This is a genomic window from Pedobacter frigidisoli (assembly GCF_004331675.1).
GTDB lineage: Bacteria > Bacteroidota > Bacteroidia > Sphingobacteriales > Sphingobacteriaceae > Pedobacter > Pedobacter frigidisoli.
In genome coordinates, this window is sequence record NZ_SJSN01000005.1 from 280,860 (window position 1) to 299,538 (window position 18,679).

Consider the following 18,679-nt stretch of genomic DNA (forward strand, 5'->3'; position numbering starts at 1 on the left):
AATTTTTTCAATATCAAAATGCAATCTAATTCAGGGTAAACCTTAAGCTAAATCCAAAATTACTAAACGAGGTGTTAAACGTTTGCGAGGTGTATGGCTTGGTGATATTTGAATCGTAGAATAATTTGATGTTAAATTTTTGATTTAAAACATAATCAACACTTGGCCTTAAGGTAATATTCTTGGCACCAGATGATATTTCAGCTTCTGTTATATCAGCACGATAGATTACCGTCTTATTGTCTCTAATGGCTACATCTAGCTTGAAATCCATATTGTTATCCATTTTTAGGCTCTTAAACCAACCGAAAGGAAAACGGAATTTGTTGGTTCTGTAACCTAAACCTAATACCATATTGTTTTCTGATAGTTGGGCAAGCTGGCTGTTGGATAAGCTCAATCCTAATAACCTCGATCTGTTCAACTCAAAAGATGCTGTTAAGTTATTCTTAAACCTGGTATCGACTCCAATTAATGGAGAGAAATATTCTGATATCGTAACCTGTGCAAACTGATATTCTGGCAAGAAGTTATTGTTAACATCCCTGGTGCTAGAAAAACCATTCACTTCTTGATACCTCAACAAGGAATTAAAGCCGTTGATGTTGTATGATGAGCGGTAGCCATGCCTGATATCAACAGATGAAAACTTATCTGCAATAAATGGAATTCTGGTTAAGCCACTGTAAGTTAAATTCCAGTTCGGAAGTGGAATTTTGGGGAATGCATTCATCTTCGTAGAGCCAGCATCTTTCCCAGTGTAAGCCGCCATAAAGGCAGAGATAATTACATCCTGACTTTCCTTACTGTACCCATCTGCAAAACCTCCTATTACGCCACCAGAATTTGGATTTTGAGCGCCCAATCTTCTGGAAATAATAATTCTGTTCGCCATAAACTGGTTAAACAATGTAGATATTACAGTCGAATTATTTTCCTTAAAAGCGGTTCCAAGTGCGATGTATGATACGCTGTAATCTCCAGTGGTAATGGCGCTTAGATTCTCAAAAGAAGAAACACTAGCCACATACCTAAAGTTGGTTGAGAAATTTTTGGTTTGCGCCTTATTTGCCCTCAAGGTAATTCTAAGATCACGGAAAGGCTCGAGTTGACCCGTTAACTGCAAATCTTCTCTTAAGGTATTTACATATAATTGGTTTTGCAAGGTATCAGTTGTTAACCAGCCATTACTTAAGGCTGTATTTCTAATGTCTCGTTGACTACCAAAAACAAAACCAAGTCCTGGTGCTCCAGTTACATCATCAACGCCAAAATATTGTGTAGTTGGTAAGTAACCAGGCAAGAATATTCCTTTGGTTTGCACGTAATTTCCACTAACATTTTTTAAGCTTGTTAATAGGTTGATGAAAAAGTTTTTGACCTTGCCGCCTGTTTCATCGCTGCCGGATTTTCTAATAAATCCAAATTTGTTGTACAGCGTTGCCAATGTTAAAGTTGGATTAACCTGTATGGTTCTACTATTTTGAACGGTATTCCCCAAGTTAATATTCGGATCGAGCAAGGTAGAGAGCGGCTCGGTTTGCCAGTTAAAGTTGGTTCCGTAACGGGTAGTTACTTTTACCCAATTCAATCCAGGAATCTTATCGATCGGCAGGTTATATGTTACGTTTAGGTTATGGTTATAATCCGTGGTACGACCTAATCTTTTTAGGTTTTCCCAAACGGTATCACGTTTTAAGCCCTCAATTCTACCATCTGGTTCATCAATAATCGAATAGTTGGTCGCGTTGAAATCCAATTGAAGCGAACGAGTAAGGTTCCAGGCAATACCATAGATCCGGCTTACGGTAAAGTTCTTGTTAAAGGTTGTTCCATAACCACTTTGGTAAACACCTAAGGTATTGTTAGGATCGTTATTCCTCAATGTGTTTTCAGAATACAAACGATCTACATCAATTCTAAAATTAATGGCACTTGGAAAAATGCTAAAGTTAAAATCTCTTAAAAGTGCTAAGGTATTCGACTTGATAATCTTCTCAAACGGCGCAATTGTTTTGGCCTCTTTGGAATAACTGTACTGTAATGATGCTCTATAGGTACTTTGAAGACTACTTTGATTAATAAAATCGCGGTGGTTAAACTGTGTATAAGCATAACTAGCCGCAAAATTCTCAATATCCCAAAGTCTTACCGGTTTAGCATTATTCACCCTGTCTTTTCTCACATTGGTGAAGTTAATTCCTCTTCTTACGGTATAATCTTGAGCAAAGTTAAGTATCGAATCCTTTTGTGCTTTCGACGATTGATCGAGTGCATTTTTAAGTTCGATATCTGGTGTACGCGGATTGTATTGTGGCGTAGAAACCTGCTTAGAATAATTTACAAACATTGGGATTTTTACACCCGATTTTTGCGGTAAAAACTTACCTAGCTCAACTGCCGACGATACATCTAACAATACATTATCAGCACGGTTTCTTTCACTTACCTTTGAATCAATCGAACCAAAACCAATAGAGGATTTACTTGCTGAAATATTGACATCAGCAAAATCTGCTAATTTTAGGTTTAATCTTCCAGTTGCTGCCCAACCACCTTTTTCATCAAATTCAGTTAATCTTAATTCGTTAAACCAAACCAATGCATTTTTATCAAAACCATCATCTGTATTACCTGCAGCATCCAAGTTCCGAATTGGGTTTTTGATACCGAGCATATATACCCTTACCTTACTCATATCGGGCTGGCCCTTAACCACAATCGTTCTATTTCCATCAGTAAAAGTAAATGGGATATTGATTGGCCACGGTTGCCCATTAGCAAGCCTTGCGGTATTACGAGCTAATTTTGCATTTTGGAAAAGCGTAAGGTCTACATCCATCCTATTTGCCTCAGGCCAAATTGCATCAGGATCACTGGTTCCCGGTGCGGTAACCTGTAATGGCATCACGTATTCGTAATAGTTATCAATATTATCTGTTCCAATTCTTAAAAAGGCAGAAACATCATTATTATTTAAGATCTGATTATTTACGGCTTCGGCATGCACAAACATTTCCAGGTGTTTGTAAGATCTAAAATCGCTATAAGCCGTTTTAAAAGCTGCCCTACCATAACCATCTCTCAGGGTTTTAACCGTAACAGAAAGAGATTGCTCATTCAATCTGGTATCACCACGATAATTGCTGTAATCGCGTTCGCGTAAAATGCCTGGAGGTGTAACATAAGGAATTGGTGAACGTTTTCCATTCTCCTCAATGTTTACGGTCGATACCTCTATGCTAGAATTATCTGGTGTAAGTGCTGGCAAAGATGGATCTACAATTACTTGAGCAGCTTCATTCGCAGCATTGAAAGCTCTCCATTCTCCACGAATCAACTGCAATTTTGCAAAACGCAAAACTGCGGTATCAGCAAAATTAGTCATGAACATTCTAAAGAAACGGATCGATTTAAAATCCTGAATACCACCAACCTTTTGTTGATACTGGCTGATAGGAATCCTGAACTGATACCAAGACGCAGATTGGGTATTTCCATTCGCCAATTTTACTTGAGAGGTAACTTTATCGGTAATGAAATTCTGCCCAACCACCAAATCAGAAGGACGCATAGAAACTTTATATTGGAAATACTCGTCGCTTTGCGTCATGTTGTTATCGCGGTTGATATCCTCTCCATCTGGCAACGAAGTTGATGCTGAGTTTTCTAAACCCAATTCCTCTTGCGATTGTTGAGCGGTTTTCGAGTTTCCCTCCGAACCATTATATTTTTCATAACGTTTTAAGATACCCGCATTGATCTGGTCTAAAGTCGGACCCCTGAAATAGGTGTAATTATCAGAAGATGGATCGGCATCTATTACCGCAGCGGCTGTTGCGTTCAACTGCCCTTTTATCTGATTAATTGCTGCTGCAAATTTCGCCCTTTCGTTTGCATCAGATAATCCATCTAAACCAATATCCTGTGCCCTACGAGAATCGGGATTGTTATCAAATGCTTGAACAACAGGCTGTAATTTTGGCACTCTTCCCCAATTTGTCTCATCATATTTGGTAGGATCATTCGTATCTGGCAAACCATTTTCCAATGATTTTCTACCATCCTTAAGAATATCCTCGGAGATATTACCTAGGTTAAAATACATATCACCACCCGTAGAATTAGGCTTATAAATGAATGGATCCAAAACCCAAAACTCGATGTACCCTACGTTTAATGCCTCAAAATCGTTGGTTTCTATTTTCCTTTGGAAACCACCCCAGTTGTTTTGGGGTTGCAATAATGATCCGTCAGTCTTAAAACCAGTGGTTCTAAAGTTATACGGACCTCTTACCGTTGGATAATACGCGACATCTAAAGTGGTAATATTTAAGGCTTGGCCAGTAGCGGTTTCCTTAAACGGGAAAACCTCCTGTTCGATTACCTCTCTTACATAATGATTGGAAAGCTCGTTTCTATTGTTGCGGATATTTGCTGGTGTAGTGGATGCTGCAGAATTATAAAAAGTAGGATCGATATTATAAAAGGCAATTCTAGCCCTATTATATCCATAAGCTAAATTATCTACCAATTGAGATTCTGAGAAAAGTTGCGGTGTGCCAGATAGTTGCCAAGAAATGGCACTCTTTAAATCGATAATTGATCGCGAAGCCTCAAAATCATCTAAATAACTTACGCCATTTTTACTTCCAGCAAAGTTTAAAGCCCTCGGGTGACCAGGAATTAACTGCGCATACTCTCCATAAAAAGTAACGCTAGATGGTACCTTCGTAGAAATTAATGGAAGCTTATCTACCAATTTGGTCAAAAATCTCGATGGCGAACTGTAATTGATATCGGCTCCCCAAATGGTGTTAGAGATCGGTTCCTCTCCGAGATTTACTTTTTGGGTAAGTGGCTTTTCCGTTAAGTTCATAATGGTACCACCCAGATTCAACTTGCTGTTAACGCGATAATCTAACCTGGTTCCAAACAAGGATCTCTGTTGCAGACCAAAAAGCTCATTGTTTTCGGTGGTAATCCTAATCGGTTGGCCAGAAACTAAAAGCGCCTGATTGATGATGCTCACTCTTCCACCCTGATAATCTACCGTGAAATCTACACCCTCGGTTAATGGCATGGTTCCGGCAAATACTTTTACAGATCCCTCTGGAACATTAATTGCATTTAAGCTAAATTCTGATGCAATATCCGATTGATAATTAACCTTGATTACATACCTGTTCTTGTTTTGAAAAAGCTGCTTTGCTATCGTTTGTGTGGAATCGTAAAGTGCTGTAAAAGTATATTTATCAATTAAGGCTTGCTCACTCGGTAAGAAACGAGCTGCTAAATCTTTACCAAAAGGTTCTATAACAGGAAAGATAATTCTTCCATTTGCCGGATCGATAGTAATATAGCCCGTATTTGTATTGGTAATCAGCGAAGCTACGCCAGAACTATTTGTTCCGAATAAGCTATTGGTATTGGAATTACTTGCTGTGGAGTAAGATCCAAACGCATTGTTAGCGGCCACAAAATCGAAGATTCCATCTGGCTTACGTTCATTTTGTTGGTTTAACCTATCAAATTCCGTCAAGGCGATCCACTGCTTATTAGCAGTATTCTGTCCTTCGGTCATTACCGGATTATCTACGCCCGTTTCATTGTCAATGCGGTAAATATCCAATTTAAAGTTCTGGCTACTGATTTGATATCCTCCAATGGAATAGATATTTTTCATCATCAAATCCCAAATCGGCAGACTGATTTTATTGGTTTCGTTCTTTAATAGTTTAGCGTAAAGCACTTTTGGATTAGCAGCATCAAAAGGAATATCTGTAGAAAACTCTCCAACCTGATACTCTACGCCATTGTAAGTATAACGATATGCCACTGCCAAAACCTCATCTGCATTGAGTGGATTATTTAATGAAACGTAACCCAGTTGAGGTTGAAAAGTAAATTCTCTATCGGTTAATTTTCTGGCGTAGGTTAATTTTGCAAAGTTATCTGTACTTCCGCTCGATTGGAAAAATGGGATGACATCATTCGAATTGGTGAACCTTGCACCTGCTGGAAGTCTGGATAATAAATTATTTGATTGCTGATTAAAGCCAGTTGCTGTAGTTCCAGCAGGCAGGCCCGAAGTTCCACCAGTTAATAAAGTGGTATTGTAAGGCTGGTTTTCACCCAAATCCAAAAAGCCCAATACATCTCTAGAATCGATCGTATTTCCTGCCTTGTTGGTAATCCAAACCTCCATCTTTGTAATCTGAATTGGCGAGGTAATAATCGGCGCATTCGCTAGGTTTTTATTGTAGTTATTCCGGAAATACTGAGATAAAAAGTAATGTTTATTGGCCTCGTAACTATCAATATTTACGGTTGTTGTATTTTGCTGGGCGCCATTGGTAATCCGCAGTTCCCTTGATTCTGATTTCTGCTGCGTGTAAACACTCGTTACATTTAATCGACCAAACTTCAACTGTGTTTTAATACCGAAAAGTGCTTGTGTACCTGTAATTAACGAGGTATTAAGCGGCATGCTCACATTACCAGCCTCAATTTTTTGGATAATATCATCGGCACCACCAGTATAATCTAACTTAATCTGGTTCTCGAAATCGAACTGCGCTTCGGTATTGTAATTACTTTTGATCTTAAGTTTCGTTCCGATGTTACCCACAAGATCCATCTGAATTCTCTGGTTAAAATCGAAATTGGTTTGAACCCTTTGTCTTTCGTTAAATAAAGGGTTTTCGTTTTTATTTATGCGTCCAAGAAAAGTAAGCTCTGCTTCTCCCCGTGGTTGAATATCGATTACCGTTCCTCCGAATAATTTTTCAAAGGCCTTACTATTTACCTGAATTTGAGGAATAATTCCTGTGCTTCTATAATCACTTACCTCTGCATTGGAAATACTTCTCCAGTTACCTCTTTTAATCTCACTATTTACCAAACGTTGGTATTCATCAATAGTTAAATATTGGGTTTGCAGCACATAGCTATCGCCGATAAGCTCTTTTACAACGTAACGTTTATTTTTTGCATCGTACTCTACAATACGTTTTAAGTTACTTGGTGATGGGTTAAACGGATTTGTACTGGCACCCAAGCCCAAGCGTTCTTTTTCGCGTAGGCCAAAGTTATTTTTAGACGTAGTTGTATCAGCTTTGCTTGGAACAACTTGAGAGAAAGCGTTTTGGGAAGCAAGGAATAGGAAAAGTGGGATGAGAAATAGGAGTGTAGATATTCTCTTCAAAGGCGTTTGATCTATAAATTTTTTAAAGCTTGTTTAATTAGTTGCTCTACCGATAGCGTTCCTTCAGTTACCTTTAAAATCTGATCAATAGTTTTTTCGGCAGTTTGTTTGGCGAATCCGAGCATTACCAATGCAGATAACGCTTCATCCTTAACCGTATTGTGTTGAGGCATAGAAATTAATGAATCTGAGCCTTCTTTTTTTAACTTATCCTGCAATTCCAAAACCAAACGTTGGGCAGTTTTAGCGCCTAAACCTTTAATCCGTTGAATTAAAGGCAAATCTGCCTGAACAATTGCCGTTTGGATTTCTACTGGTGTAATGGATGATAAAATCATTCTACCAGTATTTGGACCAATACCAGAAACCGAAATTAAATGTAAAAATAAACGGCGTTCGCCCTCATCGGCGAAGCCATATAAGGTATGCGCATCTTCCTTTACATGTAGCCAAGTGTATAGCTTGCAACGTTCTGCATCGGCAAGGGCACTGTATGTGTTTAAGGAAATGTTAATATGATAGCCTATACCTCCGGCTTCAACCACAACATAAGCTGGGTTTTTGAATGTCAATTTACCATCAATATAGGCGTACATGGAATTCTACTTTTTGTTTGTTTTTGTAAAGATACCTTTTCGTTTCGATGTTGCAATTTCTTCTTTCGCCTGAACATCTACTACTGCAATAGTAACCATATTTACGATCTCTCTTACCGAACTTCCTAATTGAACAATATGAACAGGTTTGTTCAAGCCCAATAGAATAGGACCAACTGCTTCTGCACCGCCCAACTCTTGTAAAAGTTTGTAGGCTATGTTTCCAGATTCGAGATTTGGAAAAATTAACGTGTTTGCGGGAGCATCAGCTAAGGTGCTGAACGGAAAATTATCTTTTAGCAACTCGTTATTAATGGCGAAGTTACCTTGCATTTCTCCATCAACAACTACCTCTGGATGGTTTTTATGTAGCAGCCTTACCGTTTCCCGAACTTTTTCGGGTGTAATGCCATCGTTCGAACCAAAGTTAGAATACGATAACAAAGCGATACGCGGCTTAATGTTAAACTGTTTTACCGACTTATCAACCAATAAAGTAATATCCACCAATTCTTCTGCCGTTGGATCTACATTTACCGTAGTATCACCAAAGAAAACAGGACCTTTCTTGGTCATCATCATGTACATTCCAGCCACACGTTTCACACCTGGTTCTACACCAATTACCTGCAAAGCTGGTTTAATGGTCTCCCCATAATTTTTGGTTAAACCAGAAATCATAGCGTCAGCTTCTCCAAACTCCACCATAGATGCACCGTAATAGTTACGATCTCTCAACAACTTGGTTGCATCCCTTAACGATGATACGCCCTTGCGTTGGCGTTTTTTGTAAAGTGCGTCTGCATATTGCTTGGTTTTTTCTGGATTCTGCATTTGATCGATGATCTCTACACCTGCCAACTCCAAACCATGCTCATCAATTATAGCCTGTATTTTTTCCTTGTTTCCCAAAAGAATCGGGATGGCAATATTATCATCCTTAACAATTTGGGCAGCTTTTAATATCTTATAGTTATCGGCCTCAGCAAATACAACTCGTTTAGGTTCCATTTTGGCCTTAGTCGTAATTGCCCTCATAATGGCATCATCCAAGCCCAAACGTTTTCTTAATTGTTCGTTGTAAGCGTCCCAATCGGTAATAATTTTTCGGGCAACACCACTTTCTATCGCAGCTTTTGCCACTGCAGTCGAAACTTCTGTAATTAACCTAAAATCGACCGGTTTAGGAATAATATAATCTCTACCAAACTTCAGGTTTCTAGCATTGTAAGCTAAATTTACCGCCTCTGGAACGGATTTTTTGGCGAGTTCTGCAATGGCTTTCACCGCAGCAATTTTCATGGCCTCGTTAATGCTGGTTGCCCTAACATCCAAAGCTCCACGGAAAATATACGGGAAACCCAATACATTGTTCACTTGGTTAGGATAATCAGAACGGCCTGTGGCCATAATAATATCCTTGCGGGTTTTGATGGCCAGCTCATAAGAAATCTCCGGATCTGGATTCGCCATTGCGAAAACAATCGGGTTTTTGGCCATCCCCATCAACATTTCTGCCGATATTACATTCGCCGCCGAAAGACCGATAAAAACATCGGCGCCTTTCATGGCCTCGCCAATATTGGCAATATCTTTTCTCGTTGTAGCAAAACCCATCCTCATTTCATCAAGATCGGTACGGTGAATATCAATTAATCCATTGATATCAAACATTAACAGGTTTTCTAGCTTTACACCTAGTGATAGGTACATTTTAGAGCAAGAAACCGCAGCGGCACCAGCACCACTTACCACAACCTTGATTTTATCTATTTTCTTTTTCTGTATTTCGCAGGCATTAATTAAAGCCGCACCAGAGATAATGGCCGTTCCATGTTGATCATCATGCATTACAGGAATTTTCATCTCCTGCTTCAAACGTCGCTCTATCTCAAAACATTCAGGCGCCTTAATATCCTCTAAGTTAATTCCGCCGAAAGTTGGCTCCAAAGCTTTCACAATCTTAACGAAATCGTCAACATTTTTGGCATCCAGTTCCAAATCGAAAACATCGATATCAGAGAAGATCTTAAAAAGTAAACCCTTACCTTCCATTACTGGCTTACTGGCTTCAGGACCAATATTGCCCAATCCTAAAACGGCTGTTCCATTACTGATAACCGCCACCAAGTTTCCCTTGGCTGTATATTTATAAACGTCTTCGGTATTGTTTGCTATTTTTAAACATGGCTCGGCAACCCCTGGAGAGTATGCCAGGGTCAAATCCCTTTGCGATGTTGTAGGTTTGGTGGGTACTACTTGTATCTTTCCCGGACGACCATGTGAGTGGTAATCCAACGCATCTTGCTTTCTATTCGTATTACTCATTAAGTAACTTATTAGTGACGGGGCAAAGGTACAATTCTTTTTATGAGGCTTAAAATAAAAAGACTTTCAAAAAATTAAATAAAATGGCGCAATAATATTGAGATACAAAATGAATAATATAGATAATTAGAAAAGCAGATTTCTGCTAAAATTATTGTTAGTCCTTCTTTCCGCTTTATCTTTTTGGATTAGGTTAGCGAAAGAATGAAAGCAGCAAAACCAAAAAGGATATCGCTGCAATAAGGTTTAAAGAAAGTGGGGTTGTTTATCTATTAATGGCTATTTATAGATAATTCCATATTGATTGGGCTATGAAATCGCAAATCTCATTCATCCTCGCTATAAACGAGGATTATCAAAATATCAAAAACTATTATCCCTTACTAATCTTCAAGATCATCCCTGGCTGCAAGCCAGCTTTTGCCAAACGATTATCTCTTCTAATGCTCTGAACGGTTACACCATCAAATTTCTCTGCAATGGCAGAAAGTGTATCGCCGGTTTTGACCTTGTAACTTAAACATGATGCGGGCACCTTTAACGGTGTACGGTTTTTACCATAAATCTTCAGCTTTTGTCCAGGAACAATGGTTTTACTTTTCAATCCGTTCCATACCCGTAAATCCTGTACCTCTATTCCATACTTATTGGCAACTGCATTTAAGGTTTGCCCTGAGGTAACTTTGTGATAAACTACAGCTGTAGCAACCGATACCTTTTTAGCTTTAAGTTTGCGCAAATCACGAATATCATCGGTATTGGCCTGATAAACACGCATATCTACATCAACGTCATTATTATAAAGCACATCATAAACACCAGCAAAATCAATATCCTTAAGCTTAGGCATAATGATTCTTTTAGGGGCATCTTCAGTTCCATTAACAATCTTTTTCTTGTAAGATGGGTTTAAGGCAAACATCGCTGATTCCTCGATGTTTAATGCTTTTGCTAAAGAAGCTAAAGAAACAAATCGATTGGTTTGTACGGTATCGGTTTTCAGGAACATATTACAGGCTTGTGCTGTAATTTGGTGCTTTCCAGAATAATTCATCACATAAACAGCGGCAATAAAGGCCGGAACATAGTTTCTCGTCTCCTTTGGCAAATACTGTCTAATTTCCCAGAAATCGCTCGAGCCTGCTTTCGCCATTGCCCTAGTTACATTGCCCTTTCCACAGTTGTAAGCAGCAATCGCTAAAAGCCAATCGCCCAATTCTTCGTAGGCATCTCTAAAATATTGAGCTGCAGCATAACTCGCCTGAATAGGGTCTTTACGTTCATCAACAAAGTTATCCATCTTGAGGCCATAAGCCTTACCAGTACCAAACATGAACTGCCAAATACCTGTTGCCCCAACTCTGGAAATAGCATGTGGATTCATTTGAGATTCTACAATCGTCAGGTATTTTATCTCCTGCGGGATATCAAAATCCTTTAAGGCCTTATCAAAAATGGGAAAATAGTAACTGGATAATCCGATCATTTTACCAAACATATCCTTGCGCTTGGCATAAATATCGATGTATTGCTGAACGTATTCGTTGTAGGGAAGCGGAACTGTTTTGGTAATGGAATCTAATCTAAGCTTGTAGATATAATTCTGGCTCATCATCAACGGATTCTCTATAACTAGAGGCACTGCTGTAGTATCAGTATTGATGAAAATGTTATTTTGACTCTTTGGAAGACTATCGAGTTTTAAGATTTGTTGCGCAGAAGACGAGGAAGCAAATCCTAAAAAAGCACAAATAGAGGTAAAAAGTATTTTTTTAATCATGGGCTATTGGTTTTATTTTCGTTTCCATATTTTGTTTATAACAAAACATCATATTTACCTTTTTTTCGTGAGAACACGAACCACGGCGAAACGAAATTATTAACACAGCTCAACCGAGCTAATGCCTATTTTAAAAATGCCTGAGAAAAAGCCAGAAGCTTATCTTCCTCAAAATGTTTGGCTGTAAATTGAATACTTAACGGCAAACCAGCTGAATTATTGCCTAATGGCAAGGCAATGGCTGGGTTACCGCTTAATGATGGCAGAACAGTAAAAATATCTGCCATATACATTACCAATGCATCCTGAACATTATCGCCAATTTTAAATGCGGCTGTAGGTGCAACGGGAGATAATATTAAATCGTAATCTTCAAAAAGCGAGTCCATTCGCTCTCTTATTAATCTACGAACTTGTTGTGCTTTTTGGTAATAAGCATCGTAATATCCTGCACTTAAAACGAAAGTACCTAACAAAATTCGTTTCTTTACTTCCTCTCCAAAGCCTTCCGCTCTGGATAATTTATAAAGTTCTGTTAGTGATTTTGCATCAGTGTTTCTGTGTCCATAATGAACACCATCATAACGAGAGAGATTTGAGGAGGCTTCTGCCGTGGTTAAAATATAATATGCAGGAACCAAGTAATCCAAAAGATCGAAAGAGACATATTCTACAACATGACCTTTCGATTTCAAATCCTCTATTGATTTTAGAATTGCGGTTTTAATCTCAGGATCAAGTGCATCGCTCTCAATCGTTTCCTTTAATACCGCTATTTTTTGTTTTTTATTTTCATTAAGGTGTTCGGGATAGTCTGGAACTGCCAAAGGCGAAACGGTAGAATCGTAATCATCTTCTCCAGCAAGAACCTGTAAAAGTAAGGCAGCGTCTTCTACTGAAGAAGTGATTGGCCCAACTTGATCAAAAGAAGAGGCATAAGCGATAACGCCATATCTGGAGATTCTTCCATAAGTAGGTTTTAATCCAATCTGACCACAAAATGCAGCTGGTTGTCTAACTGAACCGCCTGTATCAGTTCCCAAAGCTGATAAACACATATCTGCCTGAACGGCAACTGCAGAACCACCAGATGATCCACCTGGAACAAGGTCTGCGTTTGCGGCATTTTTTGCTGGACCGAAATATGAGGTTTCATTGGAACCGCCCATTGCAAATTCATCACAATTTAAACGGCCAATAATCACCGCATCTTCTTGTAATAATCGCTGAACAACTGTAGAAGAATAAGGCGACACAAAGCCATCAAGCATTTTTGATGATGCTGTTACGATATGGTCTTTATAACAGATATTATCCTTAATACCAATTACCATTCCAGCAAGTTTCCCCGCTGTACCATTTTCGATCTTTTGCTGTACCGCTTTTGCCTGAACTTCTGCCGAATAAAAAAACACCTCGTTGAATGCATTGAGGTGTTTGTTATCTTCAATTTGCTTAAAATAATAAGCCAATAAATCGGGTAAGGTTAAAGCTTTTTGCGAAATGAGCGTTTGTATCCCTTTAAGAGAGCTGTATTTCTTCAAAACTTAATATTATTTCATTTAAACGGTTTTATCACGGTTCGAAGGATCTACTTGTTCCCCATCAACACCATCTTTACCATCTTTAAATTCTTTAACTCCCTTGCCTAAACCACGCATAAGTTCAGGAATTTTTTTTCCACCAAATAATAACAGTACCACAACTGCGATAATGATAATTTCTGGCGTTCCAAGCATTGCTGCTATTGTTGTATTTAACATAACTTTTTTGTTTAAACTTTTTCTTTGTCAGTTATAATTTTTTCGTCGATGGGAGTGTCATGAGGATAGGGAATATCAGAACCAGCATGTTGTTCTGCGGCTACCACAGGTGCATTTGGATCAATAATGGCAGTTTCCGTTGGATGATGATGTTCGTTATTATTGTTGGCAACTGTTTGCTCTGCTTCTTCCTTATCTAAATCCATCGCGTTTATATTTCTATGAATCTCACGTTTTACACCATCAGAGGCATCTTTAAATTCTCTTATTCCTTTCCCTAAGCCCCTTGCTAATTCGGGTAATTTTTTACCTCCAAACAACAAAAGAACTACTACCAGTATGAGCACGATCTCTGATCCACCCATATTTAAAAACTCTAATAACGTGCCTTGATACATCACTAATCTATTTTATACAAATATAAACAATTTAAATCTGTGTTCTTTATTTACTAATCCAGGCCTCTGGATTTAAGATTGAGTTTCCTCTTCTGATTTGAAACTTCAAAATGGAATCATCTCCCGTATTGGCTACAACTCCAATGGTTTGCTTGGTATCAACAGAACTTCCTACACTAACATTAACCGACCTTAAATTCTGATAAACGGTAAAGTATTCTCCGTGATTGATTACCACTGCTGTTCTGCCCATAATGTTTTGAACCATTACAACTTTTCCAGAGAATATTGCCCTAACGGCAGAGCCGTCGGCAGTGGTAATATCAACTCCATCATTCGTATAACTTGCCTGATCAACCTTATGTAATCCAAATCGTTCGGTTATAGAACCATTGGCAACTGGCCACGGTAATTTTCCCCTATTATTTTCAAATCCTGCAGATAATCTTGCTGCTTCCGGTGTTGCAGTAAGTAGCTCACTGGTAGTTTTAGCTTTTACAGCAGCTACAGTTGGGGCCGTTGGCGCAGGCCTGTTTTCAGCTTTTGCTTTTTCTGCTGCCGCCCTTGCTTCTGCAGCGGCTTTTGCAGCAGCAATTCTCGCTTCTTCCAAAGCTTTTCTTCTTGCTGCCTCTATCGCTCTTGCAATGGCAGCATTAATTGCGGCATTTATCTGCGCTTGTTGTTTTTTACGTGAAGCTATATCCTGCTTAAACTGTTTCTCTTGCTTTGTAAGGTTATTTAACGCTGCTGCCTGCTGGCTTTTATCTTTGCCTAAACGCTCTCTTTCTCTTTCTTGCTCTCTCAAAAGATCACTCTTTTCTCTTAAGGTTCTATCCAAAACCTTGATCTTTCCATTTAGATCTTGTTGTGTATTTTCGATATAACCAGCCTGTTTTTTACGGTACTGGCTAAATTGCTGTAAATATTTTATGCGTTTGTAAGCTTGGTTAAAATCCTTGGCCGCAAATACAAACATCATTTTATCGTAGGAGTTTCTGTTGCGTTGTGCAAAACGTATCATCCCAGCATATTCCTTTTTAAGGTCGCCCAACTGACCTTGCAACGTATGTACGGTATTTGTGTTCTGAGAGATTTGGTTATCGAGGTTTTTTATTTCGGAATTGATGGTTCCAATCTTATCCTGACGCAATCTTATTTGCGCATTTATACCATTAATTTGTTGTAAGGTAAGTTTCTTACCGCTTGCTGTTTTACTTAGATTCTTCTGTAGCTGCTCAATTTCACGTTGTATAGCTTCTTTCTTTCTTCTAAGTTGAGCTTCAGTTTGCTGTGCCACTGCCGAAAAGGCAAAGGCCATAAAAACCAAGATAAATACGAATTTGTGTAGCTTCATTAAGCCAAAAGTATAAAAATTTTATAGTAAAAAATATTAAAATCGAGATACCAAAGCCATAATCGCCTAGCGCAGAACCATCTTCACCCAATCTTCATGGATAGGATGAAGGCAACATTGCTCGCAACCTTATTTCTCAAATGGGGGTTTATCCTAATTAGCCTCCAATTAGCACAGCTATACTTGGTTATATAAACCCGGTAGCAGCGGTTCCGATTTTTCTATCGGAAGTAGCGGAAAACAGGACTTGAAGTGCCTTGAAAAACTGAACGTTGTTTTACAGAAAAATAAATTTTTATTAGTTCGCTTGCGTAAATCTCTTTGGAACACTAAACGGAAAATCTACCGGAACATTGCCATCAATTTTTACAAACTGCATATCGATATTGATTTTTTTAGCACCCGAAAGGGTATTGATATTTAAGGCCCCTGGAAAAAGCGATTCGTCTAATTTTTGGTAATCAGTATAAGCTACCTTTAAAGCCTGACCGTTTTTGGAATCGTTAAGATTGGTTTCGGCAACCTTGAGAAGTGTATTGAATAGCATGCGATAATCGAGTTCTTGCTTACTTCCAGAAACTACCCAAACACCATTTTCCTGTTTAACATTTGATTGTGGAGTTAAGAATTCGCCCATTGCATTTCCTGTTAAAATAGCTTGCAACGTATTAAAATTAACCTGCTTATTAGTGAAATTATAAACATAACTAAATGGCTTACTAACATATACGCTTTTTAGCCGATTGATAATCTTAATGCTATCTGGAGTAATTAAAGCCCTTGCAACCTCGGCCATTCCGCCCAAAGCGGTAATACTAACCCAAATCGTTTCCTTATCTTTCATACGAAAGTTCATGGTTACCTCATTGGCATCACCAGAAATATCTAACGTTGCTTTTGCCTTTAACGAAAGGGTATTAAATTTAAGCTGTTTACTATTTAATAAGGTTAGGGCCTCAGTTTTAGAGTTATCGGTCTTGGTTTCTGTTTTGGTTGGAGGAGCCACAACGATTTCTTTTTTGGGCTTACAGGCAGATACAAAAATTACTGCTCCAAGTACCAATACGCTATTTAAAATATTTCTTTTCATTAATTTTTTTGTTTAAAACCGCTGATTCATTTCCGGCCTCTTTTGCCTTTCTCCATTGTATTAAGGCCGCGTCTTTTTCACCTTTTTGGTATAAGATATCGCCATAATGCTCCAAGTAAACACCACTGTTACCATTATTGTTTTGCAGTGCCTTTTCTACCCATGTCTTGGCCAAATCATACTTTTGCTGCTTAAACAAAATGAATGCATAAGTATCAGTTACTGAAGAGTTATTGGGCATTGCATTCGCCGCAGTTTCGGCATATTTTGCGGCTTTGGCTAAATCGTCATTCCTTAATGCCAAGTAGTAGGCATAATTATTCATGATAAGGTAATTGTCTGGCTCAATAGCAATTGCTTTCTCAAATGCAAGCTTTGCTTGCGCAAAGTTATTCTGATTAATGTAAATATCGCCCTGTAAAGCGTAAACCTGGGCCTGTAAACTTTTATTATCTACATCCAGCTGCAAAGCCATTTTCAAATTACTTTGTGCGTTTTCTAGCTTGCCCGTTTTATATTGAGCATAGGCCATGTGGTAATATAAGCTAGCTTGATTGGGGTAGATTGTTAAGGCCTCATCGCCTACTTTAACAGCTTCTTCATAATGCCCAATTAAGGTTTGGATGTTAATTACCTGTTCCCAAATTACATAAACCTGCTCGTTAAGCTTCAATGCGGCTTGATATTGAGCCAAGGCTTCCTTCAGTTTATTTTGCTGATAGAGAACATCGCCATAAAGTGCCAAGGCCTTTGCATCATTCGGATTATTTTCTGCGACAAGTTTACTTAGCTCAGTTACATTTTTGGCAACAACTGGCTGGTTTAGTTTTGAAAATAATGCCGCAATAATTTTTACCTTTTCTGTTAATGGCATATCCGCACTGGCAAAAGCAAGTTTCAGAGAGGCAAAAGCAGCATCATCATTCTTTTGCTTTCGATAAATATCTGCCAATGCCAGGTTAATTTCGAAATTACTTGGATCCAATAGTTGCGCCTTTATCAAAACCTTTAAAGCCTCTTGATCATTCCCTTTCTGCAAGAGTAAACCCGCAGCGTATAGATAATTTTTTATGTCTGCCTGGTTTCCCTCCAATAGCTTTACGATATCACTTTCTGTTGCGCTACCGTTTGATTGAAGTCGTTTTTTAGCGGTTAGCAATGCCCTAGACTCACCAAATTTCTCTTGGATTTGGTCGTAGGTTTTCTTTGCTTCATCTACCTTATCAGATAAGAAAAGTGCATTTGCCTTATCGAAATAATAGGCATCGTTTTCTGGCTCGATACGTATTAACTGATTAAAAACCTCTACAAGTTCGGGCATTTTATTGGTTCGTTTGTAAACCTCACTAAGCAATCGATAATACCATTGATTATTGGCATTGAGGTTAATCGCATGTTTAATGTTTTGTTCTGCCTCTGGTAATTTATCCAAACGAAGATTAGCATTTGCCAATTCGAAATAAGCCGCATGATTATTGGGATCTAAACCTACAATCTTGTTAAAGTTAGTTGAGGCCACCACATAATTTTCAGACATTTTTTCTCGCAGCCCAGCAAAAAACAATTGCTTAACCATATTGCTATCCCTACTGGCAGCAGAAACAACAGGCGTTTGTCCCGATGCTTTCAAGCTCAGTGTAAGTAATGCAAGAAATACATATTTTTTCATTTCTTAAAAATTTGCCATGATGGACTCAATACTTCCAACTGAGGACTCCAAACTTATTTCCCTGTATGTCCGTAACCGCCCTCACCTCTACCTGTTTCGCCAAGTGCCTCAACTACTTGCCAAACAACAGTTTCGTGTTTAGCAATAACCATTTGGGCAATCCTATCTCCATTAACGATTTTGAAAACAGTATCTGATAAATTTACCAATAAAACTTTAAGTTCACCACGGTAATCAGCATCAATTGTTCCAGGAGAATTTACAATGCTGATGCCATGTTTGTAAGCCAAACCACTTCTTGGTCTTATTTGAGCTTCGTAACCTATGGGTAATTCGATGAATAAGCCCGTTGCAACCAGTATCCGTTGTAAAGGTTTCAAAATAATTTCTTCTGTAATTGACGCCCTCAAATCCATTCCAGCCGCATGTGCGGTTTCATATTGTGGCAAAGGATGTTCGGATTTATTAATAATCTTGATGTTCATTTTTTGGTT

The 18,679-nt window shown here is 38.5% G+C and carries 11 protein-coding genes; all 11 read right to left on the minus strand.

The genetic code is table 11. The annotated features are described in order from the left end of the window. Window positions 1–25: 25 nt before the first annotated feature. The 11 genes from sov to dut all read right to left on the minus strand — a co-directional run bounded on the left by sov (window position 26) and on the right by dut (window position 18,670). Window positions 26–7,207 (minus strand): T9SS outer membrane translocon Sov/SprA, encoded by a 7,182-nt coding sequence (gene sov, locus EZ449_RS08350; protein WP_131557591.1) that lies wholly within the window; start codon window positions 7,205–7,207, stop codon window positions 26–28. A gap of 11 nt (window positions 7,208–7,218) precedes the next feature. Then, window positions 7,219–7,803 (minus strand): Holliday junction branch migration protein RuvA, encoded by a 585-nt coding sequence (gene ruvA, locus EZ449_RS08355; RefSeq protein WP_131557593.1) that lies wholly within the window; start codon window positions 7,801–7,803, stop codon window positions 7,219–7,221. Window positions 7,804–7,809: 6 nt separating this feature from the next. After that, window positions 7,810–10,131, minus strand: coding sequence for an NADP-dependent malic enzyme (locus tag EZ449_RS08360; protein ID WP_131557595.1), 2,322 nt, complete (start codon window positions 10,129–10,131; stop codon window positions 7,810–7,812). A gap of 373 nt (window positions 10,132–10,504) precedes the next feature. After that, window positions 10,505–11,911, minus strand: a complete 1,407-nt coding sequence (locus EZ449_RS08365; RefSeq protein WP_131557597.1) for a lytic transglycosylase domain-containing protein — start codon at window positions 11,909–11,911, stop codon at window positions 10,505–10,507. 125 nt (window positions 11,912–12,036) lie between these two features. Further along, window positions 12,037–13,455, minus strand: a complete 1,419-nt coding sequence (gene gatA / locus EZ449_RS08370) for an Asp-tRNA(Asn)/Glu-tRNA(Gln) amidotransferase subunit GatA (protein WP_131557599.1) — start codon at window positions 13,453–13,455, stop codon at window positions 12,037–12,039. 18 nt (window positions 13,456–13,473) lie between these two features. Continuing rightward, window positions 13,474–13,674, minus strand: a complete 201-nt coding sequence (locus EZ449_RS08375; RefSeq protein WP_029287719.1) for a Sec-independent protein translocase subunit TatA/TatB — start codon at window positions 13,672–13,674, stop codon at window positions 13,474–13,476. Window positions 13,675–13,685: 11 nt separating this feature from the next. Next, window positions 13,686–14,072, minus strand: a complete 387-nt coding sequence (locus EZ449_RS23380; RefSeq protein ID WP_131557601.1) for a Sec-independent protein translocase subunit TatA/TatB — start codon at window positions 14,070–14,072, stop codon at window positions 13,686–13,688. A gap of 46 nt (window positions 14,073–14,118) precedes the next feature. Continuing rightward, a complete protein-coding gene (locus tag EZ449_RS08385; RefSeq protein ID WP_131557603.1) occupies window positions 14,119–15,426 on the minus strand; it encodes a murein hydrolase activator EnvC family protein in 1,308 nt (435 codons plus the stop codon). Window positions 15,427–15,724: 298 nt separating this feature from the next. Further along, window positions 15,725–16,516, minus strand: coding sequence for a DUF4292 domain-containing protein (locus tag EZ449_RS08390; RefSeq protein WP_131557605.1), 792 nt, complete (start codon window positions 16,514–16,516; stop codon window positions 15,725–15,727). Then, window positions 16,494–18,185 carry a tetratricopeptide repeat protein gene (locus tag EZ449_RS08395; protein WP_131557607.1) on the minus strand — a complete coding sequence of 564 codons (1,692 nt, stop codon included), beginning with the start codon at window positions 18,183–18,185 and terminating at the stop codon, window positions 16,494–16,496. The genes EZ449_RS08390 and EZ449_RS08395 overlap by 23 nt, the downstream gene beginning before the upstream one ends. Window positions 18,186–18,238: 53 nt before the next feature. Continuing rightward, on the minus strand, window positions 18,239–18,670 hold the full coding sequence (gene dut, locus EZ449_RS08400; RefSeq protein WP_131557609.1) for a dUTP diphosphatase: 432 nt from the start codon (window positions 18,668–18,670) through the stop codon (window positions 18,239–18,241). Between the last annotated feature and the right edge of the window lie 9 nt (window positions 18,671–18,679).